The sequence below is a fragment of the Streptomyces sp. NPDC049813 genome, assembly GCF_044465085.1.
Classification (GTDB): domain Bacteria; phylum Actinomycetota; class Actinomycetes; order Streptomycetales; family Streptomycetaceae; genus Streptomyces.
Window position 1 is genome coordinate 186,457 of sequence record NZ_JBITLI010000012.1, and the last position, 26,421, is coordinate 212,877.

A 26,421-nucleotide genomic window follows, 5' to 3' on the forward strand; every position below is an offset into this window, starting at 1 on the left:
GCGTGCGGCCTCGCCGCGGCTTCCCGATGAGATGGCGCACGTAGTGCGCATCTCGGGGGCGCGGGGAACTGCGCGAGAAGCCCCACCGGGCCGCACCCGCGTACCGGACCCGCACCCCCGCGGCGCGGTGACGCGCCTCAACCCCGGTAGATCGCCTCGATCTCGTCCGCGTAATCCTTCGCCACGACATTCCGCTTGAGCTTGAGCGAGGGCGTCAGATGCCCGGACTCCTCCGTGAACTGGGCCCCCAGGACACGGAACTTGCGGACCGACTCGGCCTTGGACACCGCCGCGTTGCCGTCGTCCACGGCCGCCTGGACCGCGGCCAGCAGATCCGCGTCGCCCAGCAGGGACGCCACCGTCGCGTCCGCGGACTTGCCGTGGTCGGCGGCCCACTTGCCGAGGAACTCCTCGTCGATGGTGACCAGCGCGCCGACGAACGGCCGCCCGTCACCGACGACCATGCACTCCGCGACGAGCGCATGCGCCCGGATGCGGTCCTCGATGACGGCCGGGGCGACGTTCTTGCCGCCGGCCGTCACGATGATCTCCTTCTTACGGCCGGTGATCCGCAGGTACCCGTCCTCGTCGAGCGTGCCGATGTCACCGGTGTGGAACCAGCCGTCGGCCAGGGCCTCGCCGGTGGCGCCCTCGTTGTTCCAGTACCCGGTGAACAGGTGCTCGCCGTGGAGCAGGACCTCGCCGTCGTCGGCGATGCGGACCACGGAGCCCGGCAGCGGCTGCCCGACCGTGCCGATCTTCTGGCGGTCCCAGGGGTTGAATGCGGTGGCGGCGCAGGACTCGGTCAGGCCGTAGCCCTCCAGGACCGTGAAGCCGATGCCGCGGAAGAAGTGCCCGAGGCGCTCGCCCAGCGGGGCGCCGCCCGAGATCGCGTACTCGCCGCGGCCGCCGAGCACCGCGCGCAGCTTGCTGTAGACGAGCTTGTCGAACGTCTTGTACTTCAGCTTCAGGGCGAGTGACGGACCCTTGGGAGTGTCGAGCGCGCGGCTGTACTCGATCGCCGTGTCGGCGGCCTTGTCGAAGATCTTGCCCTTGCCCTCGGACTGGGCCTTGGCCCGCGCCGAGTTGTAGACCTTCTCGAAGACGCGCGGCACACCCAGGATCAACGTCGGGCGGAACGCGGCGAGTTCGTCGGTGAGGTGCTTGATGTCCGGGGCGTGGCCCAGCTTGATCGGCGCCATCAGCGAGGCCACCTCGACCAGGCGGCCGAAGACGTGCGCGACGGGCAGGAAGAGGAGCACCGAGCACTCGCCCGTGCGGAACAGGGGCTTCAGCCGCTCCACCACGTTGCCGCACTCCGCGAAGAAGCTGCGGTGCGTGAGCACGCAGCCCTTGGGGCGGCCGGTGGTGCCGGAGGTGTAGACGATGGTCGCCGGGTCGTCGGCCCTGGCCGTGCCGCTGCGCTCCTCGACCGTCGCGTCCGTGACCTCGGCGCCGGTGCGGTTCAGCTCCTCGACGCCGCCCGCGTCGATCTGCCAGACGTGCCGCAGCTCCGGCAGCCGGTCGCGGACGGCGGCGACGGCCTCGGTGTGCGCGGCCGACTCGACGAGGACCGCGACGGCGCCGGAGTCGCCGAGGATCCACTGGATCTGCTCGGCCGAGCTGGTCTCGTACACCGGGACGGTGATCGCGCCGGCGCTCCAGATCGCGAAGTCCAGCAGCGTCCACTCGTAGCGGGTGCGGGACATGAGGGCGACCCGGTCGCCCGGCCGTACGTCCGCGGCGATGAGGCCCTTGGCGGCGGCCCGCACCTCGGCGAGGAACTGGACGGAGGTGACGTCCGTCCAGGCGCCGCCGACCTTGCGGCCGATGACGGCGACGTCCGGATGCTGCGCGGCGTTTCTGCGGACGATGTCGGTCAGATTGCCGTCCGCGGGGACCTCGTACAAAGCCGGAAGGCTGAACTCGCGCAAGACTGCTGCTCCTCATAAGGCGCCGGCGCCACGACTCTGTGCGATGCGTCGGTGCGGTCCAAGATCGGGCAGGTGCTCAGGACCCGGTCGGCGGACGCGGTGCTGCCGACCGACACGTTGCTTGAACTGAGCACGACTGGACTGCCCGGACGTTACCCACCGGTATGGCTTTTTCGGTAGGGGGTCCAGGCCAGATGTTCGCTGCGTCACACGTCACGGCGGTGCACAGCGCACAGTAGTCGACGTGTTTCGCGACTGGGAAGTAACCGCAGGTCCGGCCCCCTCTACCGACCTTAGGGCCACCGTCCTAGGGTGATCGCATGCGCGTACATGTGGTCAGCGATGTGCACGGAAACTCCACCGACCTCGCACGGGCCGGGGAGGGTGCCGACGCCCTCGTCTGCCTCGGTGACCTGGTCCTCTTCCTCGACTACGCCGACCACTCGCGCGGCATTTTTCCCGACTTGTTCGGAACCGAGAACGCCGACCGCCTCGTCGAGCTGCGCACGGCCCGCCGCTTCGAGGAGGCCCGCGCGCTCGGCGCCCGGCTCTGGGCGGGCGTCGACCGCCGCCCCGCCATCGAGAAAGCGGTGCGCAAGCAGTACGCGGAGCTGTTCGCCGCCTTCCCCACTCCTACGTACGCCACCTACGGCAATGTCGACATCCCGCACCTGTGGAGTGAGTACGCGGGGCCGGGGACCACCGTGCTCGACGGCCAGCGGGCCGAGATCGGCGGCTGGGTCTTCGGCTTCGTCGGCGGCGGCCTGCGCACCCCCATGCGCACCCCGTACGAGATCGACGACGAGGAGTACGCCGCCAAGATCGAGGCCGTGGGCGAGGTCGACGTGCTGTGCACGCACATCCCGCCGGAGGTCCCCGAGCTGGTGTACGACACCGTGGCGCGCCGGTTCGAGCGCGGCAGCCGCGCGGTCCTGGCGGCCATCCACCGCACCCGGCCCCGCTACAGCCTCTTCGGCCACGTCCACCAGCCGCTCACCCGGCGCATGCGGATCGGCACCACGGAGTGCGTGAACGTCGGCCATTTCGCGAGCGCGGGACGGCCCTGGGCCCTGGAGTGGTGACGGCGCCGCCGCCCGCGCGCGATAGCCTGCACGCGAGACACGCCCCTGCACGCCGGACCGCATCTGGAGGAGCCACCGCGATGGCGGAACACACCAGCTCGAGCATCACGATCGAGGCGGCACCGGCCGACGTCATGGGAGTGATCGCCGACTTCGCCCGCTACCCGGACTGGACGGGCGAGGTGAAGGAGGCCGAGGTCCTCGCGACCGACGACGCGGGCCGCGCGGAGCAGGTCCGGCTCGTCATGGACGCCGGCGCGATCAAGGACGACCAGACCCTCAAGTACACCTGGACGGGCCCGGACGAGGTGTCCTGGACCCTCGTCAAGTCCCAGATGCTGCGCTCGCTCGACGGCTCGTACCTGCTCAGGCCCGCGGGCACGGGCACCGAGGTGACCTACTCCCTCACCGTCGACGTGAAGATCCCCATGCTCGGGATGATCAAGCGCAAGGCCGAGAAGGTCATCATCGACCGCGCGCTGGCCGGCCTGAAGAAGCGCGTCGAGTCCGGCACCGCGCACTCCGCCGGCGACTGAGAAGCGGGATGCGGGGCGCACCCCCGTGGCCCCGGCACAGTAGCCTCGGACGCCATGCGCACCCTTCTCGTCACCGGTCCCGGCGGCTCCGGCAGGACCACCGTCGCCGCCGCCACCGCCCTGCGGGCCGCCCGTGACGGGCTGCGCACGCACCTGATCACGGGCGAGGACCTGGCTCAGCCGCCCGGCGTCACCGTCACCCGGCTCGCCCCGGCCGACGACTTCCGGGACGACCTGCTCGCCCTCCAGGACCGGGCCCGCTCCGCGCTCGACCTGCTCGGGGCCGCCCGGCTGGACGCCGACGAGCTGACCCCGCTGCCCGGCAGCGACGAACTCGCGCTGCTGCGCGCCCTGCGGGACAGCGCCGCAGGCCCCCACGACCTGGTCGTCGTCGACCTGCCGCCCGCCCCCCGGGCCGTCGCCGTCCTCGCCCTGCCCGGCCAGCTCCGCCGCTACCTGCGCCGCCTGCTGCCCGCCGAACGCCAGGCGGCCCGCGCCCTGCGCCCCGTCCTCGGCCGGCTCGCGGGCGTACCGATGCCCGCGGAGTGGCTCTACGAGACCGCGGCCCGCTGGGACGCCGAACTCGCCGCCACCCAGGCCGTGATCGACGCCGACACCACGCTCGTGCGCCTCGTCGCCGAACCCACCCCGGCCGCCGACCGCATCCTGCGGACCACCCGCCTCGGGCTGAGCCTGCACGGGCTGCGCACCGAGACGCTGATCGCCAACCGCGTCTGGCCCGACGGCTCCGCCGACCCCTGGCTGGCCGACGCCGCGGCCCGCCAGCGCAAGACCGTCGCCGCGTGGCAGGACGCGTACGAGATACCGCACCTCGGCCACGACCCGCTCCCCGCCGACCTCGCCGTGCCGCCGCCCGGTGCGAGCGCGCCCCGCGTCCCCTGGCCCGTAGAGGACCGGCTCGCCGAGGACGGCGTACTGCTCTGGCGCATCCCGCTGCCCGGCGCCGTGCGCGAGGAGCTGACCCTGGTGCGGCGCGGCGACGAGCTGGTCGTCGGCGCCGGACCGTTCCGCCGCGTCGTCCCGCTGCCCTCCGCGCCCCGCCGCTGCACCGTGGCCGGGGCCGGGCTCGTCGACGGCGAACTGAGGGTGCGGTTCGCGCCGGACCCGGATCTGTGGCCGCGCACCCCCTGAAGGCGCCGCGTCCGTTCGGGTACCGTCGAAGACGTCATCGCACCGCACCCCGTTCAGCTCTCCGCAGGAGTCAGCCGCCATGAGCGAAGCCACTGAGCAGCCCGCACCTCAGGTCGACGCCGACGCCTGGGAGCAGGCCTGCGCCGAGGACCTCGCCGCGGAGAAGGCCCGCCGCAAGGCCGCGTACGGGACACCGCCCGGCTCGGCCGCCGAGGAGCTGCGCCGGCTCATGGACGCGGTGAGCGACAAGCTGGCCGGGATCCAGGCCCCGTTCCTCGGCGCCGTAGCGCAGGGCACCGCCGAGCAGGTGGCCCGGCAGGTCGTCCGGCAGGCCCGGGCCGCCGTCGAACCGGTCATCGAGCGCAACTCCGGCGTCTTCGACCACCTCGCCGCCGCCGGCTCCGAGCTGCTCGCCGCCTACCGGTCCGCCGTGGAGACGCAGGAGAGCCGCTGGACCCAGCGCTCCCCGCAGGGCCCGAAGCGCCCCGGGACCACCCGGGACGAAGGCCCCGACGGGGAACACATCGACCTGGACTGAGGCGGGCGGCGGGGGCCCCTCAGGTACGGTGGGCCGTAGCGGGGCTCGACCGAACTGAGGGATTCATGGGACTCACCATCGGCGTCGATATCGGCGGTACGAAGATCGCGGCCGGCGTGGTCGACGAGGAGGGCAACATCCTCTCCACGTTCAAGGTGCCGACGCCTTCCACGCCTGACGGGATCGTGGACGCGATCGCCTCGGCCGTGGAAGGTGCCAGGGCCGGGCACGAGATCGTCGGCGTCGGCATCGGCGCCGCCGGCTACGTCAACCGGCAGCGCTCCACCGTGTACTTCGCGCCGAACATCGACTGGCGCCAGGAGCCGCTGAAGGAGAAGGTCGAGCAGCGCGTCGGCCTGCCCGTGGTCGTGGAGAACGACGCGAACGCGGCGGCCTGGGGCGAGTACAAGTTCGGGGCCGGCAAGGGCCACCGCAACGTCATCTGCATCACGCTCGGCACCGGCCTCGGCGGCGGCATCATCATCGGCAACAAGCTGCGCCGCGGCCACTTCGGCGTCGCCGCCGAGTTCGGCCACATCCGGATGGTCCCGGACGGCCTGCTGTGCGGCTGCGGCTCGCAGGGCTGCTGGGAGCAGTACGCGTCCGGCCGCGCCCTGGTCCGCTACGCCAAGCAGCGCGCCAACGCGACGCCGGAGAACGCGGAGTACCTGCTCTCGCTCGGCGACGGCACCCCCGAGGGCATCGAGGGCAAGCACATCTCCACGGCCGCCCGCGAGGGCGACCTGGTCGCGGTGGACTCCTACCGCGAGCTGGCGCGCTGGGCCGGAGCCGGCCTGGCCGACCTCGCCTCGCTCTTCGACCCCTCGGCGTTCATCGTCGGCGGCGGCCTGTCGGACGAGGGCGAGCTGGTCCTCGACCCGATCCGCAAGTCGTACAAGCGCTGGCTGGTCGGCGGGAACTGGCGCCCGGTGGCCGACGTCATCGCCGCCCAGCTCGGCAACAAGGCGGGCATGGTCGGCGCCGCGGACCTCGCGCGCGAGCCCGATCCCGTCATGTGACGACACGCGGTACCGGCGCCGTGCCCGTCGTTCCCCCCGGGGACGGCGGGCACCGGCGTATCTTGATCGCCATGGACTCCGGCTCGCTCCCCAACTCGCTTACCGAGGCCGACGGTTCGGCCGTCATCCGTGTCCTCAGCTACAACATCCGCTCGATGCGCGACGATCCCGTCGCGCTGGCCCGGGTCATGAAGGCCTGCGCCCCCGACCTCGTGCTCGTCCAGGAGGCGCCGCGGTTCTTCCGCTGGCGCAAGAAGCTGGCCCGGCTGGCCCGCGCCGCCGACCTGGTGATCCTCTCCGGCGGCGGCAGCGCGGCGGGCCCGGCCCTGCTCTGTTCGCTGCGGGCCACGGTGGAGCGGACCGAGGACGTCCTGCTGCCCCTCACCCCCGGGCTGCACCGGCGCGGCTTCGCCACCGCCGTCGTCCGCTTCGGCGGCGTCCGGCTCGGCGTGGTCAGCTGCCACCTGAGCCTGCAGAAGGACGAGCGGTACGCCCAGGGCGGCCTGCTGCTCGACCAGGTCGAGGCGCTGGGCGTCGAGCACGCCGTCGTCGGCGGCGATCTGAACGAGCGCCCGGACGGGCGCACCTTCCGCCGGCTCGCCGCCGCCCTCAACGACGCCTGGGCGGTGCGGCCCTGGGGCTCCGAGTACACCTCCACCCCGGCCGACCCGCACCAGCGCATCGACGCGATCCTCGCCACCAAGGGCATCGAGATCCTCGGCTGCGGGGTCCCGCCCGGCCTGCCCGCCCACGAGCTGCGGGCGGCCACGGACCACCTCCCGGTCCTGGCGGCGTTGCGCATCCCCGCGGCCTGAGGAGACGGGAGCGGGGCGGGCGCACGGAACGGGCCCTGGGGGAGCACCCCGGCCGGGCCCGCGCCGTGCGTCGCCGTTCAGACCACGGCGCCGCGGCCCGGGTCGTCGTCCTCGTCCTCGTCCGACTTCATCCGGCCGACCAGGGTGGCGAAGCCGCCCAGGAAACCGCCGATGCAGAGCGTCGCCAGCCACCACGTCATCGACCAGCCGAGCAGCACCGAGACGAGCAGCAGCACCGGGCCGCCGAGCACGGCCAGCCACGCGAACCGGGCGGTGACGTCGCTCTCCGGGAGCGGCGGCGGCTCGGGCGGTACGAAGTGGCCCTCGTCGTCCTCGTCGAAGTCGGTGTCGGACGGCTCCGCGACCGTGTGGTCCCGGGGGCCCGGCGCGCCACCGACGCCCGGGGCGAAGGAGACCGAGGAGCCGAGCGGGCTCCTGCCGTCCGCCGCGGGTCGCTCGGCCTGCTCGTCAGGGTTCTCCCGGTCCTCCCGCCCCGGCACCGCGTTCGTCTGCGGGTCAAGGAGCGCCAGGTCCTCCACCGACTTGAAGGGCTTCGCGCCCGGCGGGTCCGGCGGCTCCTCCCCGTACCCGGCGACGATCTGCGCCCACACCGCGTCCTCGTCGACGGGGAGCGCGCCCTCCTCCTGCGGGTCCGGCGGCGACTGCCCGGCACCGGACACCTCGGGCTCGCGGCCCGCACCGCCGTCCGGGCTGTCGGGGCTCCCGGGCTCCCGCCGCTCCTGCTCAGCCACTGCTGGCCGTCCCTTCCGCGCCCTCGCCGGGGCCGCTCACGCCCTCGCTGGGGATCTTGCCGACACTGGGAGCGAGCCGGTCGATGAACGCGTAGCTCTCCTCGAAGATCCGGTCCGCGTCATGGTCCAACGTCGCGACGTGGTAGCTCTGTTCCAGCAGGATCTCCGTGACGTCCCGGGAGGAGATGCGGCTCAGCACGCGGGCCGAGTCGGCGGGCGGCACCACGTGGTCCTGCGGGCTGTGCAGCACCGTCACCGGCTGCGTCACCTGCGGCAGGTCGCGGTCGACGAGCCGGAAGAAGCGGCGCAGCTGGTGCGCGGCGTGCAGCGGCACCCGGGCGTAGCCGAGCTCGTGCGCGCCCTCCTTCGCGATGTCGTCGGCGACGCCCGGGACCGTCCGGACGACGTGCCGGGCCACCGGCAGGGCGTGCGCGGCCAGACCGTGCACCTTGATCCCCGGGTTCACCAGGACGAGCCCCGCCACCCGGTCGCCGTGGTGCGCCGCGAGCCGCAGCGCGAGCGCCCCGCCCATCGACAGGCCCGCGACGAAGACCTGCGTGCAGCGGTCCGTGAGCTCCCGCAGCGCCCGGTCCACCTCCGCGTACCAGTCCTGCCAGCCGGTGACCGCGAGGTCCTCCCAGCGGGTGCCGTGCCCGGGCAGCAGCGGCAGCGAGACGGTCAGGCCCCGCCCGGCCAGGTAGGCGGCCCAGGGCCGCAGCGACTGGGGGGATCCGGTGAAGCCGTGACAGAGGAGGACGCCGACCTCGCCGCCTTCGTGGCGGTACGGCTCGGCTCCGGGAAGGACCGGCACCATCGGTCTCCAGTTCGTGAAAAGGGCTACTGGTGGTGGGGCAGGGGGGTGTTGGTTCCCGCCCGGGCTGCTGGACGGACGCGCGGCGGGATCTGCCCCTCACCGTACGCGACCGGACTGACACCGACCAGGGTCGTCGGGCTCCTGAGCGGCCCCGCGGGTTAAGGTCTGAATCTCGGACGAGGGAAGGCAGTGGGTTGATCTACGGCGCAATGAAGGTGGCCATCGGGGGGCCGCTGAGGCTCGGCTTCAGGCCGTGGGTGGAGGGCATGGAGAACGTCCCCGCCGAGGGAGCCGCGATCCTGGCCAGCAACCACCTCTCCTTCTCCGACTCGTTCTTCCTGCCGGCCGTCCTGGACCGCAAGGTCACCTTCATCGCGAAGGCCGAGTACTTCACGACGCCCGGCGTGAAGGGCAAGCTGACGGCCGCCTTCTTCAAAGGCGTCGGACAGCTCCCGGTGGACCGCTCGGGCTCGCGCGGCGCCGGGGAGGCCGCCGTCAAGAGCGGCATCGACGTCCTGGAGCGCGGCGAGCTCTTCGGCATCTACCCCGAGGGGACGCGCTCGCCCGACGGGCGCCTGTACCGCGGCAAGCCGGGCGGACTGGCCCGGGTGGCGCTGGCCACCGGCGCGCCCGTGATCCCGGTCGCCATGATCGACACGGAGAAGATCCAGCCGCCCGGCAAGGTGATGCCGAAGCTCATGCGCCCCGGCATCCGCATCGGCAAACCGCTCGACTTCAGCCGCTACCAGGGCATGGAGAGCGACCGGTTCGTGCTGCGCGCGGTGACCGACGAGGTCATGTACGAGATCATGAAGCTCTCCGGCCAGGAGTACGTGGACATCTACGCGACGGCCGCCAAGCGGAAGATCGCGGACGCGGCGAAGGCGGAGAAGGCGGAGAAGGCGGCCCGGGCCGGGCAGGAGAAGGCCGGGAAGGAATCCCACCAGGAGCGGGACGGCGCCTAGCGGCGTCGCCCGCGGTGGTACGGGGGCGGGGGACATGGGGAGCACGGTCAGGCGCGAGCGGGTCGTACGGATGTCGGTGGAGCAGCCGCTGTGGCGCGCGCTGCGCGGCTACCGGCTGCTCACCATGGTCTACGCCATCGGGCTGTTCGCCTCGGCCTGGGAGGTGTACGAGCGGCCGTGGATCGCCGTCGCCTACTTCGCGGTCCTCGCCGGATGGACGCTGGCGACCCTGCCGCAGGTGTCGGGGGCCGCGCGCTGCACCAAGCCGTTCCTCACCGCAGACCTGGCGATCGCTGTCGCGGGCATCCTGCTCTCCCCGGTCGCGGGACACGAGCGGGCGGTGACCGGCGGCTCCACGCTCCCCTCGATCTGGACGGCGGGCGCGGTCCTCGCCTGGGCGCTCAAGGGCGGCTGGCGCTGGGCCGCCTCCGCGTCCCTGCTCATCGGCGTCGCCAACGTGATCCAGCGCGGCGGCCTCAGCCGCAGCATGATCCACAACGTGCTGCTCGTCTGCATCGCGTCCATCGCCATCGGCTACGTCGTCGAGGTGGCCCGCGCCTCCGAGCGGACCCTCGCCCGCGCCCTGGAGATCGAGGCCGCCACCCGGGAGCGGGAGCGGCTCGCCCGGGACATCCACGACAGCGTCCTTCAGGTCCTCGCCATGGTGCAGCGCCGGGGCAACGCGCTGGGCGGCGAGGCCGCCGAGATCGGGCGCATGGCGGGCGAGCAGGAGGCGGCGCTGCGCACCCTGGTGACCGGCGGCCTGGCGCCGCGGTCCCGGGTCTCCGAGGACGCCGCGCAGGGCGCCGTGGTGCGGTCCGTCAATGAACCCGACGGACCCGACGGACCCGGCGAACCCGGCGGGGCCGGCGGGGCCGGGGGCGACCGGTCCGGCCCCCTCGACCTGCGGACCCTGCTCGCCGGACACGCGGGCGCCCGCGTCACCTTCGCCGAGCCGGGCACCCCGGTCCTGATGCGCCCGGCCGCCGCCCGCGAGCTGGCCGCCGCCGTCGGCGCCGCCCTGGACAACGTGCGGCGGCACGCGGGCCCGGACGCCCGGGCGTGGATCCTGCTGGAGGACGCCCCGGACGCGGTGACCGTGACCGTGCGGGACGACGGGCCCGGCATCCCGGAGGGCAGGCTCGCCCAGGCCGAGGGCGAGGGACGGCTCGGCGTCGCCCTGTCGATCCGGGGCCGGCTGCGCGACATCGGCGGCACCGCCGAGCTGATCTCGGTCCCCGGCCAGGGCACCGAGGTCGAACTGAACGTACCGAAGGAGAAGTGAGCGGCATGGACGGCACGGGGGAAGGCAGGAGCACGGCGATGAGCACACCGCGCACGGACGGCACGGGGGCCCCGGTCCGGGTCATGGTGGTCGACGACCACCCGATGTGGCGCGACGCCGTCGCCCGCGACCTGGCCGCGGCCGGCTTCGACGTCGTCGCCACGGCGGGCGACGGCGAACAGGCGGTGCGCCGCGCCCGGGCCGCGGCCCCCGACGTCCTCGTCCTCGACCTGAACCTGCCGGTCAGACCCGGTGTCCAGGTCTGCAAGGAACTCGTCGGCGCCGACCCGGCGCTGCGGGTCCTGGTGCTGTCCGCGAGCGGCGAGCACGCCGACGTGCTGGAGGCGGTCAAGTCCGGCGCCACCGGCTACCTGCTGAAGTCGGCCTCCACGGAGGAGCTGGTCGACGCGGTGCGCCGGACGGCCGCCGGCGACCCGGTCTTCACCCCGGGCCTGGCCGGTCTCGTGCTCGGCGAGTACCGGCGGCTGGCCGGCGAACCGGCCCCGGCCCCGGACACCGACGAGCCCGGCGCGCCCCGGCTCACCGACCGGGAGACCGAGGTGCTGCGCCTGGTCGCCAAGGGGCTGAGCTACAAGCAGATCGCGGAGCGCCTCGTCATCTCGCACCGCACCGTGCAGAACCACGTCCAGAACACCCTCGGCAAGCTCCAGCTGCACAACCGCGTGGAGCTCGTCAGGTACGCGATCGAACGGGGTCTGGACGACGAGTGACCCCGCGCGGGACAGTTGCTCCAACTGCTCACCGTGACAAGGGAGTTACGCGATGAGGGTCGGAGTACTGACCGGCGGCGGCGACTGCCCCGGGCTCAACGCCGTGATCCGGGGCATCGTCCGCAAGGGCGTGCAGGAGTACGGCTACGACTTCGTCGGCTTCCGGGACGGCTGGCGCGGTCCCCTGGAGGACGACACCGTACGGCTCGACATCCCCGCGGTGCGCGGCATCCTGCCCCGCGGCGGCACCATCCTCGGCTCCTCCCGGACCAATCCCCTCCAGGCCCCCGACGGCATCCGCCGCGTCAAGGACACCCTCACCAAGGAGGAGGTCGAGGCGCTCATCGTGATCGGCGGCGAGGACACCCTCGGTGTCGCGGCCCGCCTCGCCGACGACTACGGCATCCAGGCCGTCGGCGTCCCGAAGACCATCGACAACGACCTGTCCGGCACCGACTACACCTTCGGCTTCGACACCGCCGTCGGCATCGCGACCGAGGCGATCGACCGGCTGCACACCACCGCCGAGTCCCACATGCGGGTCCTCGTCGTCGAGGTCATGGGCCGCCACGCGGGGTGGATCGCCCTGCACTCGGGGCTCGCGGGCGGCGCCAACGTCATCCTCATCCCCGAGCAGCGCTTCGACCTCGACCAGGTCTGCGCCTGGGTCACCTCCCGCTTCACCTCCTCGTACGCGCCGATCGTGGTGGTCGCCGAGGGCGCGATGCCGCGCGACGGCGACATGGTCCTCAAGGACGAGTCGCTGGACTCCTTCGGGCACGTCCGCCTCTCCGGCGTCGGGGAGTGGCTCGCCAAGCAGATCGAGAAGCGCACCGGCAAGGAGGCCCGCACCACGGTGCTCGGGCACGTCCAGCGCGGCGGCACCCCCTCCGCGTTCGACCGCTGGCTCGCCACCCGCTTCGGCCTGCACGCGATCGAGGCCGTGCGGGACGGCGACTTCGGGAAGATGGTGGCGCTGCGGGGCACGGACATCGTGCGGGTCCCCATCGCCGAGGCGACCTCGCGACTGAAGACGGTCGATCCCGCGCTGTACGAGGAGGTGGGCGTCTTCTTCGGCTGAGGCGGGTCCCGGGGGCGCGACGGGTCCGCCGGAGGGCCCGGCGGGCACATGCGCCCTAGACTCGCCGGTATGGAGATCCTCGCATTTGGTGTGCAATCCGATGAAAAGCCCCTCATCGAGAAGGGCTTCGCGGGCCATCACGACGTCCGCTGCCTGGACGTCTTCCTCAACGAGGACACCGCTCCCATCGCCGCCGGCTACGAGGCCATCTCCACCAGCGTCAACGCGACCCTGAACAACCGGGTGCTGCAGAGCCTCGCCGCCGGCGGCACCCAGCTGATCGCCCAGCGCTCGACCGGCTTCAACAACATCGACCTGGAGGTCGCCGAGCGCCTCGGGCTCACCGTCGCCCGGGTCTCGTACTACTCCCCGTACTCGGTCGCCGAGTTCGCCTGGACCCTGGCGATGGCCGTCAACCGGCGCATCGTCCGGGCCAGCACCCGCACCCGCGACTTCGACTTCCGCCTCGACGGACTGCTCGGCCGGGACCTGCGCGGGCGGACCGTCGGCGTCCTCGGCACCGGCAAGATCGGCGAGGCCTTCACCCGCATCGCGCACGGCTTCGGCATGAACCTGCTCGGCTGGGACGTCGCCGAGAACCCCGAGTGCGTGGCCCTCGGCATGACGTACGTCGACAAGGAGCGGCTCTTCGCCGAGGCCGACCTGATCAGCCTGCACGTCCCGCTGCTGCCCGCCACCGAGCACCTCGTCGACGCGGCCGCCCTGCGCGCCATGAAGGACGACGCGATCCTGGTCAACTCCAGCCGCGGCGGCCTCATCGACACCAAGGCCCTCGTCGCCGAATTGCGCGAGGGCCGCTTCGCCGGGGTCGGCCTCGACGTGTACGAGGCCGAGGCGGGCCTGTTCTTCCTCGACAAGTCCCTGGAGATCGTCGACGACGACACCCTGGCCCGCCTCGTCACCTTCCCGAACGTCCTGGTCACCTCGCACCAGGCGTACTACACCGTGGACGCCGTCGGCCAGATCGTCGACGCCACGGTGCGCAACGTCCTCGACTACTGCGCGGGCCGCCGCTCCGAGAACGTGCTGGTGCCGGCGGCGGCGCCCGCGCCCCCCGCGACCTGAGCCAGCAGCTCCCGCACGATCGCGGCGCCGCGCAGCGACAGCACCGACTCCGGGTGGAACTGCACCCCGGCGAAGCCGGGCCCGCGCAGGGCGTGCACCTCGCCGCTCGCCGTGTCCCGGCTCACCTCGACGCCGTGCGCGGCCAGCTCCAGGGCCGCCTCGTCGTCGCAGCGGGCCACGAAGCTGTTGTAGAAGCCGACGGTCTCGGTCCGCCCGAACAGGTCCACGGCCGTCTGCGCCCCCTGGTACGGCACCTCCTTGCGGACGATCTCCAGGCCCAGCTCGGCGGCGACCAGCTCGTGACCGAGGCAGACACCGAGCACCCCGTGCCGGTGGCCGCGGAGCACCTCGGCCGTCAGCGACCGCAGGAACCGCATCTTCGGATCGGCCGGGTCCGCCGGATCGCCCGGCCCGGGGCCGAGCACCACGGGGCCCTCGTGCGCGAGGACGGCCTCGCGCAGCCCGGCCTCGTCGTAGCGGCGCACCGTCACGCCGAGCCCGGACGAGCGCAGCACGTGCGCCAGCATCGCGGTGAAGGTGTCCTCGGCGTCGACGACCAGCGCGTGCCCGCTCAGCTCACCACCCGGCCGCCCGGGCTCCTGCATCCGCAGCCAGAACGGCGCGAGCGACGCGCGGCGCCCGTCGAGCGCCGCCCGCACCCGCGGGTCGTCGGCGAGCGCGGGCCGCGCGCCCTCCTCACGCGGCCGGGCCGGGCGCACCCCGAGCGCGGCCAGCACCCCGGCGGCCTTGGCGTGCGTCTCGGCGACCTCGCCCGCCGGGTCGGAGCCCCGCACCAGGGTCGCCCCGACCGAGACCCGCAGCCGTCCGCCCGCGTCGACGTCGGCGGTCCTGATGAGGATCGGGGAGTCCAGGGTCTGCGCGCCGCCCGCGTCCCGGCCGATCAGTGCGAGGGCCCCCGCGTAGTACCCGCGCCCGGCCCCGTCCCGCCCGGCGGGCTCGTGGCGCTCGATGACCCGGCACGCGTTCTGCACCGGCGAGCCGGTGACCGTCGCAGCGAACAGGGTCTCCTTCAGCACCTCGCGCACGTCGAGGGTCGACTTCCCGCGCAGCTCGTACTCGGTGTGGGCGAGATGCGCCATCTCCTTCAGCCGCGGCCCGACGACGACCCCGCCCATGTCGCCGACGGTGCACATCATCTTCAGCTCCTCGTCGACGACCATCGACAGCTCCTCGGTCTCCTTGCCGTCGGCGAGGAAGTCCAGCAGGCCCTCGGGGGTGGGCCCGGCCGCGGGGTAGCGGTACGTGCCGCTGATCGGGTTCATCACGACCGTGCCGCCGGACATCCGGACATGGACCTCGGGGCTCGCGCCCACCAGGGTCCGCTCCCCGGTGTGCACGACGAACGTCCAGTACGCGCCGCGCTCCTCAGCGAGCAGCCGCCGGAACAGGGCGAGTGCGTCCGCCCGGGAGAACCCCGGGATCTCGCCCTCGTACGTCCGGCGGATCACGAAGTTCGCGCCCTCGCCCCGCCCGATCTCGTCCCGCAGCACCCGCCCGACGATCCGCGCGTACGCCTCGTCGCCGATGTCGAAGCCGCCCTCCTGGACGCGGACCTCGTGCCGGGGGAGCCCGCCGAGCGCCTCGGCGAGCGGGATCTCGTACGACTCCTCGGGGGTGAGGACCGTGAGCGGGGTGCCGTCGTCGCGGACGTCGAAGCCGCGCTCGCGGATCTGCTTGAAGGGGACGAGGGCGAGCCCCTCGGGGATGTCCGCCAGCCGTTCGTACGAGCCGACCGGGCCGATCAGCAGCTCCACGGTGTCGTGGTCGCGGCCCGGCGCGCGGCGGCGCAGGAGGGCGAAGGGGCGGTCGTCGGTGAGCAGGGTGTCCAGCATCGGGTTCCTTCCGGAGACTTACGGAGCAGTCGATTCGGGAGGAACAGCCGGTGTGTGTCCTGAAAACACTGAAGGCCGCCCCTCGGGCGGCCTTCGCGGTTTCGGGAACGCGCAGTCAGTGGGCCGCCGGATGTGCGGTCCACCACCAGGTGCGGGTCAAGAACTGCGCGAACATGGGCGCAACCGTACCCGAACCCCGGGCTCATGTGGGCCAGGTGCCTCTCAGCTGTCTCAAAAGATGAGCGGCGGAATGGACGCCCGACGTGACCCCGTAATGTTGTCGAGGTGACCGTGAACGCTAAGACCAGCGCGAGCGCTGGCAACACCTGGCGCAACCTGCCCGCGGCGCAGCAGCCCGAGTACCCCGATGCCGAGGCTCTGCGCGACGTGATCGCCGACCTCGAGTCGTATCCGCCGCTCGTCTTCGCCGGCGAGTGCGACCAGCTGCGCGCCCGACTGGCGGCCGTCGCCAAGGGAGAGGCGTTCCTGCTCCAGGGCGGCGACTGCGCCGAGGCCTTCGACGCCGTCTCGGCCGATCACATCCGGAACAAGCTGAAGACGCTGCTCCAGATGGGCGCCGTCCTCACCTACGCCGCCTCGGTGCCGGTCGTGAAGGTCGGCCGCATCGCAGGCCAGTACTCCAAGCCGCGCTCCAAGCCGACCGAGACCCGCGACGGCCTCACGCTGCCGACCTACCGCGGCGACTCGGTGAACGGGTTCGAGTTCACCGAGACCGCCCGCGTCCCGGACCCCGAGCGCCTGAAGCGGATGTACCACGCCTCCGCCTCCACGCTGAACCTGGTGCGCGCCTTCACCACCGGCGGCTACGCCGACCTGCGCCAGGTGCACGCCTGGAACCAGGACTTCGTGAAGTCGTCCCCGTCCGGCCAGCGCTACGAGCAGTTGGCCCGCGAGATCGACAACGCGCTGAACTTCATGCGCGCCTGCGGCACCGACCCGGCCGAGTTCCAGACGGTCGAGTTCTACGCCTCCCACGAGGCGCTGCTCCTGGACTACGAGTCGGCGCTGACCCGCGTCGACTCGCGGACGGGCACGCTGTACGACGTCTCGGGCCACATGGTCTGGATCGGCGAGCGCACCCGTCAGCTGGACGGCGCGCACATCGAGTTCGCGTCGAAGATCCGCAACCCGATCGGCATCAAGCTCGGCCCGACCACGACGGCCGAGGAGGCGCTGCAGTACATCGAGCGTCTCGACCCGGACCGCGAGCCGGGCCGGCTGACCTTCATCGTCCGGATGGGCGCCGACAAGGTCCGCGACAAGCTGCCGGAGCTGGTCGAGAAGGTCACCGCCTCGGGCGCGACCGTCGCGTGGATCACCGACCCGATGCACGGCAACACCTACGAGGCGGCCTCGGGCCACAAGACCCGCCGCTTCGACGACGTGCTCGACGAGGTCAAGGGCTTCTTCGAGGTCCACAAGGCGCTCGGCACCCACCCGGGCGGCATCCACGTCGAGCTGACCGGCGACGACGTCACCGAGTGCGTGGGCGGCGGCGACGAGATCTTCGTCGACGACCTGCACCAGCGCTACGAGACGGCCTGCGACCCGCGGCTGAACCGCAGCCAGTCCCTGGACCTGGCCTTCCTGGTGGCGGAGATGTACCGCGACCAGTGAGCCCGTACCGGCACGGCGCCGTGGGGCGCGGATCACAGCGATCCGCGCCCCACGGCGCTTTTGTGCGGCGGGCCCGACGGGTATGGTTAGGCTAGCCTCACCGAGTCGATCGGGACGGCGACACCGACGAGTCCCGCCCCGGGAGGTGAGCCGGCGTGTACGTCTGCAACTGCTTCGGAGTGACCGAGGACCAGGTCAAGCGGCACGCGGAGGGGGGTGCCTGCACCCCGCGCCAGATCGCGTCCGCCTGCAAGGCGGGCACCGACTGCGGCTCGTGCGTGCGCCGCATCCAGGCGCTGCTCGGGCGGGGGTCCTACCCCCGGCCCGCGCTGGTCACGAGCGGGCCCGACCGGATGGCCGGCGTCGCGCCGGACGAGGCCGCCGCGGCCTAGGACATGCTCCGGGGGCTTGTGGGTCAGCTGTCCGGCTGCTCGATCTGCTGGGCCAGGTACAGCGCCTCACCGAGCTTCTCGATCAGCTCCAGCTGGGTGTCGAGGTAGTCGATGTGGTGCTCCTCGTCCTCCAGGATGTCCTCGAAGATCCGCGCCGACGTCACATCGCCCTTGGCGCGCATGACGTCGATGCCGCGCCGCAGGCGGTCGATCGCCTCCACCTCGACCTGCCGGTCGGCCTGGAACATCTCGGTGACGGTCTGCCCGACCCGGACGTGGAACAGCCGCTGGTAGTTGGGCAGGGCATCGAGGAAGAGGATCCGTTCCGTCAGCCTGTCCGCGTGCTTCATCTCGTCGATGGACTCGGCACGCGTGTACTTCGCGAGCTTGGTCCAGCCATTGTTGTCCTGGATCCGGTAGTGGAGCCAGTACTGGTTGATGGCCGTCAACTCGCCCGTGAGCTGCTCGTTGAGGAATTCGATGACCTCGGGGTCGCCCTGCATCGCAAGGGCTCCTTCCGCACGGTGGGACTGGGCAGGTTCCGGCGCATCCTCGCATCGGTCCCGAAACCCGTCCAGTAAGTGCACGCTTAGTAGGAGTTGCCCCGATCGGCGGGCGGCGGCGGCCCGTCGGCGCCCGCGTGGTCGTGGCCACTGCCCGGGGTCTGTCAGGATGGAGGCATGGGTCAGCCGGTGGGTCGCGAGTCTGGGGGAGCAGTGCAGCCGGAGCTTCCGCCGGGGCAGCGGCTCCAGCGCGGCTGGCCGGTCACCCACTACGGCCCGGTGCCCAAGTTCCGGCCCGAGCGCTGGGAGTTCAGGGTCTTCGGGGCCACCGCCGACGGCGACAAGCACTGCTGGAACCACGAGGAGTTCTCGGCGCTGCCGTACGCGACCGTGGTCGGCGACCTGCACTGCGTCACCAAGTTCAGCATGCTCGCCGCCGAGTGGGGCGGCGTCCGCGCCTCCACCATCCTCGATCTCGCGCCGCCGGACCCGGCCGTCACCCACGTCATGGTCTGGGCCGAGTACGGCTTCAGCTCGAACCTGCGGCTGGCCGACTTCGCCGCCGAGCGCACCGTCTTCGCCACCCACAAGGGCGGCGAGCTGCTCACCGCCGAGCACGGCTTCCCGCTCCGCCTCGTCGTCCCCCACCTGTACGCCTGGAAAGGGCCGAAGTGGGTGCGCGGGGTCGAGTACATGACCGCCGACCGGCGCGGCTTCTGGGAGGAGCGCGGCTACCACAACGTGGGCGACCCGTGGCAGGAGCAGCGCTACTCCTACCAGGAGGAGCCCGGGGACGGCCCCGAGCTGTAGCCCGGCGCCGCCAGACAGGCCCTAGGGGCGCAGTTCCTTCAGGCGGGCGATGTCCGCCGCGTTGCCCGCCTTGCCGCCCGGCGTCTCGATGACCAGCGGGACGCCCTCCGTCGCCGGGTGGGAGAGCAGCTCCCGGAAGGGTTCGGCGCCGATGTGGCCCGAGCCGATGTTCTCGTGGCGGTCCTTGTGCGCGCCGGCGACGTCCTTGGAGTCGTTGGCGTGGATCAGCTTGAGGCGGCCCTCGCCCACCGTGTCCACCAGCAGGTCCAGCGTCTGCTTCATGCCGCCCGGGCCGGCGAGGTCGTGGCCGGCCGCGTAGATGTGACAGGTGTCGAGGCAGACCCCGAGCTTCGGGTGGTGGTCCAGGGCGTCGAAGTAGGGCCCGAAGTCCCAGGTGCGCGCGCACAGGGACGCGCCCTGGCCCGCGGTCGACTCCAGGAGCAGGAACGGGTCGTCGTCGTGGGTCAGCTCGTCGAGCAGCGGGAGCATCCGCTCGCGGACCTGGGCGAGGGCCACGGAGCGCTCCCGGCCGCCGGTCGCGGAGCCGGTGTGCACGACCACGCCGAGGGCGCCGATCGCGCGGGCCCGGCGCAGCGAGTGCCGCATCGACGTGACGCTCTGCTCCACGGTGGCCTCGGTGTGCGAGCCGAAGTTGATCAGGTACGGCGCGTGGACGTAGGCCGGGACGCCCTCGGCCGCGCACCGGGCGCGGAACTCCTCGTCCTGCCGGGGGTTGCCGGGCGGGGTGGCCCAGCCGCGCGGGTTGGCCACGAAGACCTGGACGGCCTCGGCCCGGACGTCGTGGGCCCACGCGAGCCCGACGGTGGCGAGACCGCCGGCCACGGGGACGTGCCCGCCGATGGGGTTGCGGATGCTGCTGTTCACCCGGCCAAGGGTGTCATGGCCGACGAGGGTGTCATGAACGGGCCGACGCGCCGCCCGCCCCCGCCTCGGCCAGGGGCCTGGGGCGGGGGGCCCGGCCTCAGCGGATGGTGATCTTGATCGTCGAGCCCTTGGCGGCCTTCTCGCCGCCCTCGACGGACTGGCTCTTGACCGTGTCGCCGAACAGGCCGAGGAGACCCCGGTCCTCGTCCACGTCGAAACCGGCGTCCTCCAGCTTCGCGTGGGCGTCGTCGACGCTCAGCCCCGTGACGTCCGGGACCTCGATCATCGGGGGTCCCTTGGAGATCGTCAGGGTCACCGTGTCGCCCTCGGCGAGCCGGCCGTCGGCGGGGGACTGGCGGGCCACGTCGCCCTCGTCCTCGTCGGAGGTGACCCGGGCCGTGGCGATCTCCGCTTTCAGGCCCGCGTCCTCGATCTCGGCCACGGCGTCGTCCTCCGACTCGCCCGTGACGTCGGGGACGTCCACCGGCGCACCCTTGGAGACGACGAGGGCGACCGCGGAACCGGTGGCGCGGACCGTGCCCGCCTTCGGGTCCGTACGGACCACGGAGCCCTTGTCGGTCTCCTCGCTGAACTCCTTGGTGACCATGCCGGGCTCCAGGCCCCGGTCCTTGAGGTCGCTCTTCGCCTCGGACAGCCGCGAGCCCGCCACGTCCGGGACCTTGACCGTCTTCGGCCCCTTGGACACCGTCAGCTGCACCGTCCCGTCGTCCCGGATCCGGGCGTTCGCCTCCGGGTCCGTGGCCATGACGGTGCCGCGCTCGTACGCGTCGCTGTACTGGTACGCCGTCGTGCCGCCCGGGTGCAGACCGGCCGCGTCCAGCCGCTGCTTCGCCTGCGCCTCGGTCTTGGCCAGCAGGGACGGGACCTGCGTGAACTGGCCCGCGTTGATGTACCAGACGCCCGCGCCGACCCCGAGGACCAGCAGCAGCGCCGCGACGACCGCGAAGGTGCCGCGCCGGGGCCTGCCGCCGGTGCGCCGCCGTCGGGCGGGCGGCGGCGGGGGCGGACTCTGCAGGAGGCTCGTACGGTGCACGCCGTCCGCCTCCGCGGGCAGCGGCTGCTGCACCGCCCCCGGCAGCACGCTCGTCCGGTCGTCCGCACCCGCGTGCGGCACCTCCCGGGCCCCCGGCGGATCGGTGTCCAGCTCGGCCTCGGTCAGGGCGGCGCGAGCCTCCAGTACGTGGCCGAGGAGCGCCACCGCGTCGTGCGGGCGGGCCCGCGGGTCCCGCGCGGTCGCCGAGGCCACCAGCCGGTCCAGGGCGGGCGGCAGGCCCGGCACGACGTCGGACGGCGGGGGCACGTCCTCGTTCAGGTGCCGGTAGAGGACCTGGGCGGGGGTGTCACCGGGGTGCGGCTTGGCGCCGGTCAGCATCTCGTAGAGGACGACCCCGCAGGCGTAGACGTCCACGCCCGGCGTCGCCGTACCGTCCTCGATCTGCTCGGGCGCCAGGTACGAGACCGTGCCGAGCAGCGTCCCCGTGGTGCTCGTGACGGTGTCCACCGCCCGGACCAGGCCGAAGTCCGCGACCTTGACCCGGCCGTCGTCCCCTATCAGGACGTTCTCCGGCTTCATGTCGCGGTGCACGAAGCCCGCGCGGTGCGCCGCCCCCAGCGCGGCGAGCACCGCCTCCAGGATGTCGAGCGCCGCGCGGGGCCGCAGCGCGCCCCGGTCCCGCAGGACGTCCCGGAGCGTGCAGCCCGCGACGTACTCCATCGCCAGGTAGACGTACGCGCCGTCGGCACCCTGGTCGAAGACCCCCACCACGTTCGGGTGCGCGAGCCGCGCCACCGACTTCGCCTCGCGGATGAAGCGCTCGACGAACGACACGTCCGTCGCCAGCGAGGGGTGCATCACCTTGAGCGCGAGCACGCGGTCGAGGCGGGTGTCCACGGCCCGGTAGACCGTGGCCATCCCGCCGACCGCGATCCGCGCGTCGACGCGGTACCGGCCGTCGAGCACGTGCCCGAGCATGGGGTCTCCCCGGCCGAAGGCCGGGGAAGGGTCCTGAAGGGTCGTGTCCACGCAGGCGAGTCTACGAGGAGCCGCCGACAGGCCCCCGGCCCGCTGCCGGACCGGACCCGGACTGCAGCAGAGCTGTGACCCGGTGCTGTGGCCCGCGACCGTTGCTGGTGCCGTGGCCCGCAACCGTGGCCGGTGCCGTGGCCCGCTTGGTAGGTCCCGGTCAGAACGCGGGGCGCTCGGGGTCCAGGTGCGCGCGGCCCTCGGTGGGCGAGGAGGCCTCCGCGAAGTGCCGCTTGGGGATGCGGCCCGCGCGGAACGCCAGCCGGCCCGCCTCCACCGCGTGCCGCATGCCCTCGGCCATCAGCACCGGCTCCTGGGCCCGCGTCACCGCCGAGGCGAGCATCACACCCGCGCACCCCAGCTCCATGGCGAGCGCCACGTCCGACGCGGTGCCCGCGCCCGCGTCCAGGATCACCGGCACGCGCGCGTGCTCGGCGATCAGCTGGAAGTTGTGCGGGTTGCGGATGCCGAGCCCGGAGCCGATGGGCGAGCCGAGCGGCATGATCGCCGCGCAGCCCATGTCCTCCAGCTTGCGCGCCAGGACCGGGTCGTCGTTCGTGTAGGGCAGCACCGTGAACCCGTCGTCGACGAGGGTCTCCGCCGCGTCCAGGGTCTCGATCGGGTCGGGCAGCAGGGTGCGCTCGTCGGCGATGACCTCCAGCTTCACCAGGTCCGTGCCGAGCGCCTCCCGCGCGAGGCGGGCGGTGAGCACCGCCTCGCCCGCGGTGAAGCAGCCCGCCGTGTTCGGCAGCACCCGGATGCCGAGCTTCTCCAGGACCGACAGGACCGAGCCGTGCACCGACGCGTTCACCCGGCGCATCGCCACGGTGGTGAGTTCGGTGCCGGAGGCGGCCAGGGAGCGTTCCAGGACGTCGAGGCTCGGGGCGCCTCCCGTGCCCATGATCAGGCGCGAGGAGTAGGTGGTGTCGCCGAGGACGAAAGCGTCGTCTGCCATGGCCGGATCAGCCTCCTTGTACGGCGGTGAGGACTTCGACGCGGTCTCCGTCGCGGAGCGCCGTCACGGCCCACCGGGTCCGCGGGACGACGGTCTCGTTCAGGGCGGCGGCGACGCCGGAGTGCGCTGTGGTGAGGGTGGTGACGAGGGCTTCGAGGGTGAGGCCGGCGGCCACCGCGCGCGGCTCGCCGTTCAGGGACACGTTCATACGGGCTGCTCCAAGGAGACGTCGCTGAGGTCGCCGGGGGCCGCCCCGGCGAACCGGCCGGGGGTGAACGGCCGGGCCTCCGGCGGCAGTTCGCCGGTGGCCAGGACCTGCGCCATGGCGTCCCCGGTCACCGGGGTGAGCAGGACGCCGTTGCGGTGGTGACCGGTGGCCAGGAGGAGGCCGGGCAGGGCGGTCGGGCCGAGCAGCGGGGCGTTGTCCGGCGAGCCGGGGCGCAGGCCCGCGCAGGTCTCGGTCAGGGGCAGCTCCGTGATGCCCGGGACGAGCTCGTGCGCGTCCCGCAGGAGCTCGTAGACCCCGCCCGCGGTCACCGTGGTGTCCCAGCCCAGCTCCTCGCTGGTGGCGCCCACGACGAGCTCGCCGCTGAGGCGCGGCACCAGGTAGAGGTGGCTGCCGCGGACGACCGCGCGGACCGTGCGGCTGAGGAACGGCGCGTACCCCGGCGGCACCGTGAGGCGCAGCACCTGGCCCTTGACCGGGCGGACGGGCGGCCGGACCTCGTCCGGGACGCCGGCCAGCCGCCCGCTGTGGCTGCCCGCCGCGAGCACGGTCCGGTCGGCCGCGAGCAGGGTGCCGCCCGCCGCGGAGCCGTCGGGGGCCCCGTCGCCCGCGCCACCGGAGGCACCCTCCGTGGCGCTCTCGGACACCACCACGCCGCACGCCCGGTCCCGGACCACGTGGAGCCGCTCGGCCCGCCGCCGGTGGAAGGTCACGCCCGCGCGCTCGCAGGCCGTCACCAGGGCGCTCGCGAGCCGTCTCGGGTCGATCTGGTGGTCGCCGTCGACCCGCAGGCCCCCGCGCACGCCCGGCGCGAGCATCGGCTCCAGGCGGCGGCAGTCCCGGCCCGACAGCCACTCGGACTCCAGGCCCGACCTCCGTTGCAGGGCGTGCAGTTCACGCAGGTGCGCCCGGTCGTCCGCGTCCAGGGCGACCGCCAGCGTGCCGCACGCGCGGTAGCCGAGGTCCTGGCCGGAGGCTTCGGACAGCTCGGCGGCGAACTGCGGGTAGCGGCGCGCGGAGGCGACGTTCAGGCCGAGCAACGTCTCCTCGCCGTAGTGCAGTTCGGTGACGGCGGCCAGCATGCCGGCCGCCACCTGGGCGGCCCCGCCGCCCGGCGCGGGGTCCACGACCGCGACGGACATGCCGCGCTGCGCGGCCCGCCAGGCGGTGACCAGACCGATGATGCCGCCACCGACGACAAGGACGTCGGTGGCCTCGGGTGACGTACGCGACATGGGCGTCCAGCCCCTCCCTTCGCCGGCATGACCCGGATCAGGTTCGTACGGTCGGAGGCCGTCCCAGCCTCCCTCTCAGCCCGCTGCGTACGGGCTCCCGCGAGTGCTTTACGCCGTCACCCTAACTCCTGTGCCCGAGCCGCAGTAAGTACGGTCGCCCGCTCTCTCCTTGCGCCCGGCGGCTAAACCGGTGACACGTGTGCAGGACGTCACGGCACGGGAGTGGTCCGCGTCGCTGACCCACGCAAGATCAGGTGCCTAAAGTGATCCGGTGAGCGAGCAGCGGAGCGGCACCGGGACAGCGCTGGGACAGCGGCACGTCGTCATCGTCGGCGCGGGGATGGCCGGCGTGCAGACGGCCGTGGCCCTGCGCGAACAGGGCTTCGCCGGCCCCGTCACGCTGATCGGCGCCGAGCCCCACCGGCCCTACGACCGGCCGCCGCTCTCCAAGGCCGTCCTGCTGGGCAAGGCCGACGGCTCCGCCTTCGACGTGGACTTCGCGGCGCTCGGCGTCACCCTGGAGCTGGGCCGCGAGGTCACCGGGGTGCGCCCCGGCGACCACGAGCTGGACACGGCGGCGGGCCCGGTCCGCTACGACGTCCTGGTCGTCGCCACCGGCGCCGAACCGGTCCGGCTGCCCGGCACCGACGCCGACCCCGCCGTGCACCTGCTGCGCACCCTCGACGACGCCGCCCGGCTGCGGCCCGTCCTCGCCGAGCAGCGCGACGTGGTCGTGGTGGGCGCCGGGTGGATCGGCGCCGAGTTCGCCACCGCGGCCCGCGAGGCGGGCTGCCGCGTCACCGTCGTCGAGGCGGCCGGGCGCCCGCTCGCCGGGGCGCTGCCCGCCGAGATCGCGGCCCCCATGGCCGCCTGGTACGCGGACGCGGGAGCCGAGTTGCGCACCCACGCGCGCGTGCGGAGCGTCGAGCCGGGCTCCGTGGTCCTGGACGACGGGACGCAGCTGCCCGCCGGAGCCGTCGTCATCGGCATCGGTGCCCGCCCGGCCACCGCCTGGCTGGCCGGCTCCGGCATCGACCTGGGCGGGCACGGCGAGGTCCTGGCCGACGCCGGGCTGCGGACCTCACGGGCCGACGTGTACGCGGTGGGGGACTGCTCGTCCTTCCCCTCCGGACGCTACGCGGAGCGCCTGCTGGTCCACCACTGGGACAACGCCCTCCAGGGCCCGCGCACGGTGGCGGCGAACATCATCGGTGAGACACCGGCGGTGTACGACCCGGTGCCCTACTTCTGGTCCGAGCAGTTCGGCCGCTTCGTGCAGTACGCGGGCCACCACCGCGCCGCCGACACCACGGTGTGGCGCGGCGACCCGGCCGGCGCCGCGTGGTCGGTGTGCTGGCTGCGCGCGGGCGCCCTCGTGGGGGTGCTGGCCGTCGGCCGGCCCCGCGACCTGGCGCAGGGCCGCAAGCTCATCGAGGCGGGCACCGCGCTCGACCCGGAGCGGCTCGCCGACCCGGCCCGGCCGCTGAAGTCCGCCCTCGCCTGAGCCCCGCCCGGCCGCGGAACACCTGGTCAGCCCGGACCGGCTCGCCGACTGTCGGTGCGGGATGGCAGGCTTGTCCCGTGACCGAGATTGACGCAAAGACCGAAGCTCTCGTCCCCGACTGGCTCACCCTCCCCGACATCGCCGAGCAGTTCGGCATCGAGGTGACGCGTGTGCGGCAGCTGGTGAAGGAGGGCCAGGTGATCGCCGTACGCCGTGGGGAGAACCGGGCACTGCACGTGCCCGCCGCCTTCATCGACGGCGACAAGATCGTCAAGGGGCTCACCGGCACCTTGACGCTGCTGCGGGACGACGGCTTCAGCGACGAAGAGATGCTGGAGTGGCTCTTCACCCCCGACCCCACCCTGCCGGGCACGCCCGCGCAGGCCCTGAGCGAGAATCGCGGCACGGAGGTGAAGCGTCGCGCCCAGGCGCTCGCCGTCTGACCCGACCACCGTCCGGCGGGGGGCCCCCCGGGCCCCCGGGGGGCCCCCCCCCCCCCCCCCCGGGGGGGGGGCCGGGGCGGGGGGGGGGGCGGCCCGCGGCCCCCCCCCCCGCGCCGAGAACTGACACCACCCCCCCCCCCCCC

The 26,421-nt window shown here is 73.2% G+C and carries 27 protein-coding genes and 1 riboswitch; of the genes, 16 read left to right on the plus strand and 11 right to left on the minus strand.

Annotation, left to right across the window (positions count from 1 at the left end):
• Positions 1–137 precede the first annotated feature (137 nt).
• Positions 138–1,934, minus strand: coding sequence for an AMP-dependent synthetase/ligase (locus tag ACIBW6_RS24235; protein WP_399062914.1), 1,797 nt, complete (start codon positions 1,932–1,934; stop codon positions 138–140).
• Positions 1,935–2,254: 320 nt separating this feature from the next.
• On the opposite strand from ACIBW6_RS24235, the gene ACIBW6_RS24240 reads away from it, so the two are divergent.
• From ACIBW6_RS24240 to ACIBW6_RS24265, 6 genes are all read left to right on the plus strand, one after another.
• Entirely contained in the window at positions 2,255–3,016 is a 762-nt protein-coding gene (locus tag ACIBW6_RS24240) for a metallophosphoesterase (RefSeq protein WP_399062916.1), read from the plus strand.
• An 80-nt stretch (positions 3,017–3,096) separates the two neighbouring features.
• Complete coding sequence (locus ACIBW6_RS24245; protein ID WP_399062919.1) at positions 3,097–3,552, plus strand: SRPBCC family protein; 456 nt, start codon at positions 3,097–3,099, stop codon at positions 3,550–3,552.
• Between the two features lie 54 nt (positions 3,553–3,606).
• A complete protein-coding gene (locus ACIBW6_RS24250) occupies positions 3,607–4,704 on the plus strand; it encodes an ArsA-related P-loop ATPase (protein WP_399062921.1) in 1,098 nt (365 codons plus the stop codon).
• 79 nt (positions 4,705–4,783) lie between these two features.
• Complete coding sequence (locus tag ACIBW6_RS24255) at positions 4,784–5,242, plus strand: DUF5304 domain-containing protein (protein ID WP_399062923.1); 459 nt, start codon at positions 4,784–4,786, stop codon at positions 5,240–5,242.
• Between the two features lie 65 nt (positions 5,243–5,307).
• On the plus strand, positions 5,308–6,261 hold the full coding sequence (locus ACIBW6_RS24260) for an ROK family glucokinase (RefSeq protein ID WP_356495416.1): 954 nt from the start codon (positions 5,308–5,310) through the stop codon (positions 6,259–6,261).
• A gap of 71 nt (positions 6,262–6,332) precedes the next feature.
• Complete coding sequence (locus ACIBW6_RS24265) at positions 6,333–7,076, plus strand: endonuclease/exonuclease/phosphatase family protein (protein ID WP_399062926.1); 744 nt, start codon at positions 6,333–6,335, stop codon at positions 7,074–7,076.
• Positions 7,077–7,153: 77 nt separating this feature from the next.
• On the opposite strand, the gene ACIBW6_RS24270 is transcribed toward ACIBW6_RS24265, so the two are convergent.
• A complete protein-coding gene (locus tag ACIBW6_RS24270) occupies positions 7,154–7,828 on the minus strand; it encodes a hypothetical protein (protein WP_399062928.1) in 675 nt (224 codons plus the stop codon).
• Entirely contained in the window at positions 7,821–8,639 is an 819-nt protein-coding gene (locus ACIBW6_RS24275; protein WP_399063113.1) for an alpha/beta hydrolase, read from the minus strand. The genes ACIBW6_RS24270 and ACIBW6_RS24275 overlap by 8 nt, the downstream gene beginning before the upstream one ends.
• 197 nt (positions 8,640–8,836) lie before the next feature.
• Between ACIBW6_RS24275 and ACIBW6_RS24280 the strand changes: the two genes are divergently transcribed.
• The 5 genes from ACIBW6_RS24280 to ACIBW6_RS24300 all read left to right on the plus strand — a co-directional run bounded on the left by ACIBW6_RS24280 (position 8,837) and on the right by ACIBW6_RS24300 (position 13,790).
• Positions 8,837–9,607, plus strand: a complete 771-nt coding sequence (locus tag ACIBW6_RS24280) for a lysophospholipid acyltransferase family protein (protein WP_399062930.1) — start codon at positions 8,837–8,839, stop codon at positions 9,605–9,607.
• Positions 9,608–9,641: 34 nt separating this feature from the next.
• The gene (gene macS / locus ACIBW6_RS24285) at positions 9,642–10,892 is read left to right on the plus strand and encodes a MacS family sensor histidine kinase (RefSeq protein ID WP_399062932.1); all 1,251 of its coding nucleotides are present in this window, start codon (positions 9,642–9,644) and stop codon (positions 10,890–10,892) included.
• Positions 10,893–10,930: 38 nt separating this feature from the next.
• Positions 10,931–11,623 carry a response regulator gene (locus ACIBW6_RS24290; protein WP_399062934.1) on the plus strand — a complete coding sequence of 231 codons (693 nt, stop codon included), beginning with the start codon at positions 10,931–10,933 and terminating at the stop codon, positions 11,621–11,623.
• 52 nt (positions 11,624–11,675) lie between these two features.
• Positions 11,676–12,704 carry a 6-phosphofructokinase gene (locus ACIBW6_RS24295; protein WP_399062937.1) on the plus strand — a complete coding sequence of 343 codons (1,029 nt, stop codon included), beginning with the start codon at positions 11,676–11,678 and terminating at the stop codon, positions 12,702–12,704.
• A 69-nt stretch (positions 12,705–12,773) separates the two neighbouring features.
• Positions 12,774–13,790 carry a 2-hydroxyacid dehydrogenase gene (locus ACIBW6_RS24300; protein ID WP_399062939.1) on the plus strand — a complete coding sequence of 339 codons (1,017 nt, stop codon included), beginning with the start codon at positions 12,774–12,776 and terminating at the stop codon, positions 13,788–13,790.
• Here ACIBW6_RS24300 and ACIBW6_RS24305 read toward each other — a convergent pair.
• Together ACIBW6_RS24305 and ACIBW6_RS24310 are read right to left on the minus strand one after the other, a co-directional pair.
• Positions 13,721–15,643 (minus strand): anthranilate synthase family protein, encoded by a 1,923-nt coding sequence (locus tag ACIBW6_RS24305; RefSeq protein WP_399062942.1) that lies wholly within the window; start codon positions 15,641–15,643, stop codon positions 13,721–13,723. The two genes, ACIBW6_RS24300 and ACIBW6_RS24305, sit on opposite strands and share 70 nt — an antisense overlap.
• Before the next feature lie 115 nt (positions 15,644–15,758).
• The gene (locus ACIBW6_RS24310) at positions 15,759–15,818 is read right to left on the minus strand and encodes a trp operon leader peptide (RefSeq protein ID WP_399063116.1); all 60 of its coding nucleotides are present in this window, start codon (positions 15,816–15,818) and stop codon (positions 15,759–15,761) included.
• A gap of 110 nt (positions 15,819–15,928) precedes the next feature.
• On the opposite strand from ACIBW6_RS24310, the gene ACIBW6_RS24315 reads away from it, so the two are divergent.
• A complete protein-coding gene (locus ACIBW6_RS24315; RefSeq protein WP_399062944.1) occupies positions 15,929–17,281 on the plus strand; it encodes a class II 3-deoxy-7-phosphoheptulonate synthase in 1,353 nt (450 codons plus the stop codon).
• A gap of 155 nt (positions 17,282–17,436) precedes the next feature.
• Entirely contained in the window at positions 17,437–17,673 is a 237-nt protein-coding gene (locus ACIBW6_RS24320; RefSeq protein WP_399062946.1) for a bacterioferritin-associated ferredoxin, read from the plus strand.
• A gap of 23 nt (positions 17,674–17,696) precedes the next feature.
• Here ACIBW6_RS24320 and bfr read toward each other — a convergent pair whose 3' ends face one another.
• On the minus strand, positions 17,697–18,176 hold the full coding sequence (bfr, locus tag ACIBW6_RS24325) for a bacterioferritin (RefSeq protein ID WP_324768392.1): 480 nt from the start codon (positions 18,174–18,176) through the stop codon (positions 17,697–17,699).
• A gap of 177 nt (positions 18,177–18,353) precedes the next feature.
• Between bfr and ACIBW6_RS24330 the strand changes: the two genes are divergently transcribed.
• Positions 18,354–18,986: a sulfite oxidase-like oxidoreductase gene (locus tag ACIBW6_RS24330; protein WP_399062949.1), complete on the plus strand. Its 633-nt coding sequence runs from the start codon at positions 18,354–18,356 to the stop codon at positions 18,984–18,986.
• A 21-nt stretch (positions 18,987–19,007) separates the two neighbouring features.
• On the opposite strand, the gene ACIBW6_RS24335 is transcribed toward ACIBW6_RS24330, so the two are convergent.
• From ACIBW6_RS24335 to thiO, 5 genes are all read right to left on the minus strand, one after another.
• Positions 19,008–19,871 (minus strand): deoxyribonuclease IV, encoded by an 864-nt coding sequence (locus tag ACIBW6_RS24335; RefSeq protein WP_399062952.1) that lies wholly within the window; start codon positions 19,869–19,871, stop codon positions 19,008–19,010.
• Between the two features lie 97 nt (positions 19,872–19,968).
• Positions 19,969–21,915, minus strand: coding sequence for a Stk1 family PASTA domain-containing Ser/Thr kinase (gene pknB, locus ACIBW6_RS24340; RefSeq protein WP_399062954.1), 1,947 nt, complete (start codon positions 21,913–21,915; stop codon positions 19,969–19,971).
• A 160-nt stretch (positions 21,916–22,075) separates the two neighbouring features.
• Positions 22,076–22,870 carry a thiazole synthase gene (locus ACIBW6_RS24345; protein WP_399062955.1) on the minus strand — a complete coding sequence of 265 codons (795 nt, stop codon included), beginning with the start codon at positions 22,868–22,870 and terminating at the stop codon, positions 22,076–22,078.
• A gap of 7 nt (positions 22,871–22,877) precedes the next feature.
• Entirely contained in the window at positions 22,878–23,078 is a 201-nt protein-coding gene (gene thiS / locus ACIBW6_RS24350; RefSeq protein ID WP_399062958.1) for a sulfur carrier protein ThiS, read from the minus strand.
• Positions 23,075–24,331 carry a glycine oxidase ThiO gene (gene thiO, locus ACIBW6_RS24355; RefSeq protein WP_399062960.1) on the minus strand — a complete coding sequence of 419 codons (1,257 nt, stop codon included), beginning with the start codon at positions 24,329–24,331 and terminating at the stop codon, positions 23,075–23,077. The genes thiS and thiO overlap by 4 nt, the downstream gene beginning before the upstream one ends.
• Positions 24,329–24,442: riboswitch (TPP riboswitch) on the minus strand. (Overlaps the previous gene by 3 nt.)
• A 160-nt stretch (positions 24,443–24,602) precedes the next feature.
• Here thiO and ACIBW6_RS24360 point away from each other — a divergent pair.
• Together ACIBW6_RS24360 and ACIBW6_RS24365 are read left to right on the plus strand one after the other, a co-directional pair.
• On the plus strand, positions 24,603–25,835 hold the full coding sequence (locus tag ACIBW6_RS24360) for an NAD(P)/FAD-dependent oxidoreductase (protein ID WP_399062962.1): 1,233 nt from the start codon (positions 24,603–24,605) through the stop codon (positions 25,833–25,835).
• Between the two features lie 77 nt (positions 25,836–25,912).
• Positions 25,913–26,278 (plus strand): Rv2175c family DNA-binding protein, encoded by a 366-nt coding sequence (locus ACIBW6_RS24365; RefSeq protein ID WP_399062964.1) that lies wholly within the window; start codon positions 25,913–25,915, stop codon positions 26,276–26,278.
• The last annotated feature ends 143 nt before the right edge of the window (positions 26,279–26,421 follow it).

Coding starts and splice junctions, on each gene's coding strand:
- ACIBW6_RS24290 (WP_399062934.1), top strand. CDS start 10,931: ATGAGCACACCGCGCACGGACGGCACGGGGGCCCCGGTCCGGGTCATG.
- ACIBW6_RS24305 (WP_399062942.1), bottom strand. CDS start 15,643: ATGCTGGACACCCTGCTCACCGACGACCGCCCCTTCGCCCTCCTGCGC.
- macS (WP_399062932.1), top strand. CDS start 9,642: ATGGGGAGCACGGTCAGGCGCGAGCGGGTCGTACGGATGTCGGTGGAG.
- ACIBW6_RS24330 (WP_399062949.1), top strand. CDS start 18,354: ATGGGTCAGCCGGTGGGTCGCGAGTCTGGGGGAGCAGTGCAGCCGGAG.
- ACIBW6_RS24260 (WP_356495416.1), top strand. CDS start 5,308: ATGGGACTCACCATCGGCGTCGATATCGGCGGTACGAAGATCGCGGCC.
- ACIBW6_RS24300 (WP_399062939.1), top strand. CDS start 12,774: ATGGAGATCCTCGCATTTGGTGTGCAATCCGATGAAAAGCCCCTCATC.
- ACIBW6_RS24240 (WP_399062916.1), top strand. CDS start 2,255: ATGCGCGTACATGTGGTCAGCGATGTGCACGGAAACTCCACCGACCTC.
- thiO (WP_399062960.1), bottom strand. CDS start 24,331: ATGTCGCGTACGTCACCCGAGGCCACCGACGTCCTTGTCGTCGGTGGC.
- ACIBW6_RS24265 (WP_399062926.1), top strand. CDS start 6,333: ATGGACTCCGGCTCGCTCCCCAACTCGCTTACCGAGGCCGACGGTTCG.
- ACIBW6_RS24250 (WP_399062921.1), top strand. CDS start 3,607: ATGCGCACCCTTCTCGTCACCGGTCCCGGCGGCTCCGGCAGGACCACC.
- ACIBW6_RS24255 (WP_399062923.1), top strand. CDS start 4,784: ATGAGCGAAGCCACTGAGCAGCCCGCACCTCAGGTCGACGCCGACGCC.
- bfr (WP_324768392.1), bottom strand. CDS start 18,176: ATGCAGGGCGACCCCGAGGTCATCGAATTCCTCAACGAGCAGCTCACG.
- ACIBW6_RS24345 (WP_399062955.1), bottom strand. CDS start 22,870: ATGGCAGACGACGCTTTCGTCCTCGGCGACACCACCTACTCCTCGCGC.
- ACIBW6_RS24245 (WP_399062919.1), top strand. CDS start 3,097: ATGGCGGAACACACCAGCTCGAGCATCACGATCGAGGCGGCACCGGCC.
- ACIBW6_RS24295 (WP_399062937.1), top strand. CDS start 11,676: ATGAGGGTCGGAGTACTGACCGGCGGCGGCGACTGCCCCGGGCTCAAC.
- thiS (WP_399062958.1), bottom strand. CDS start 23,078: ATGAACGTGTCCCTGAACGGCGAGCCGCGCGCGGTGGCCGCCGGCCTC.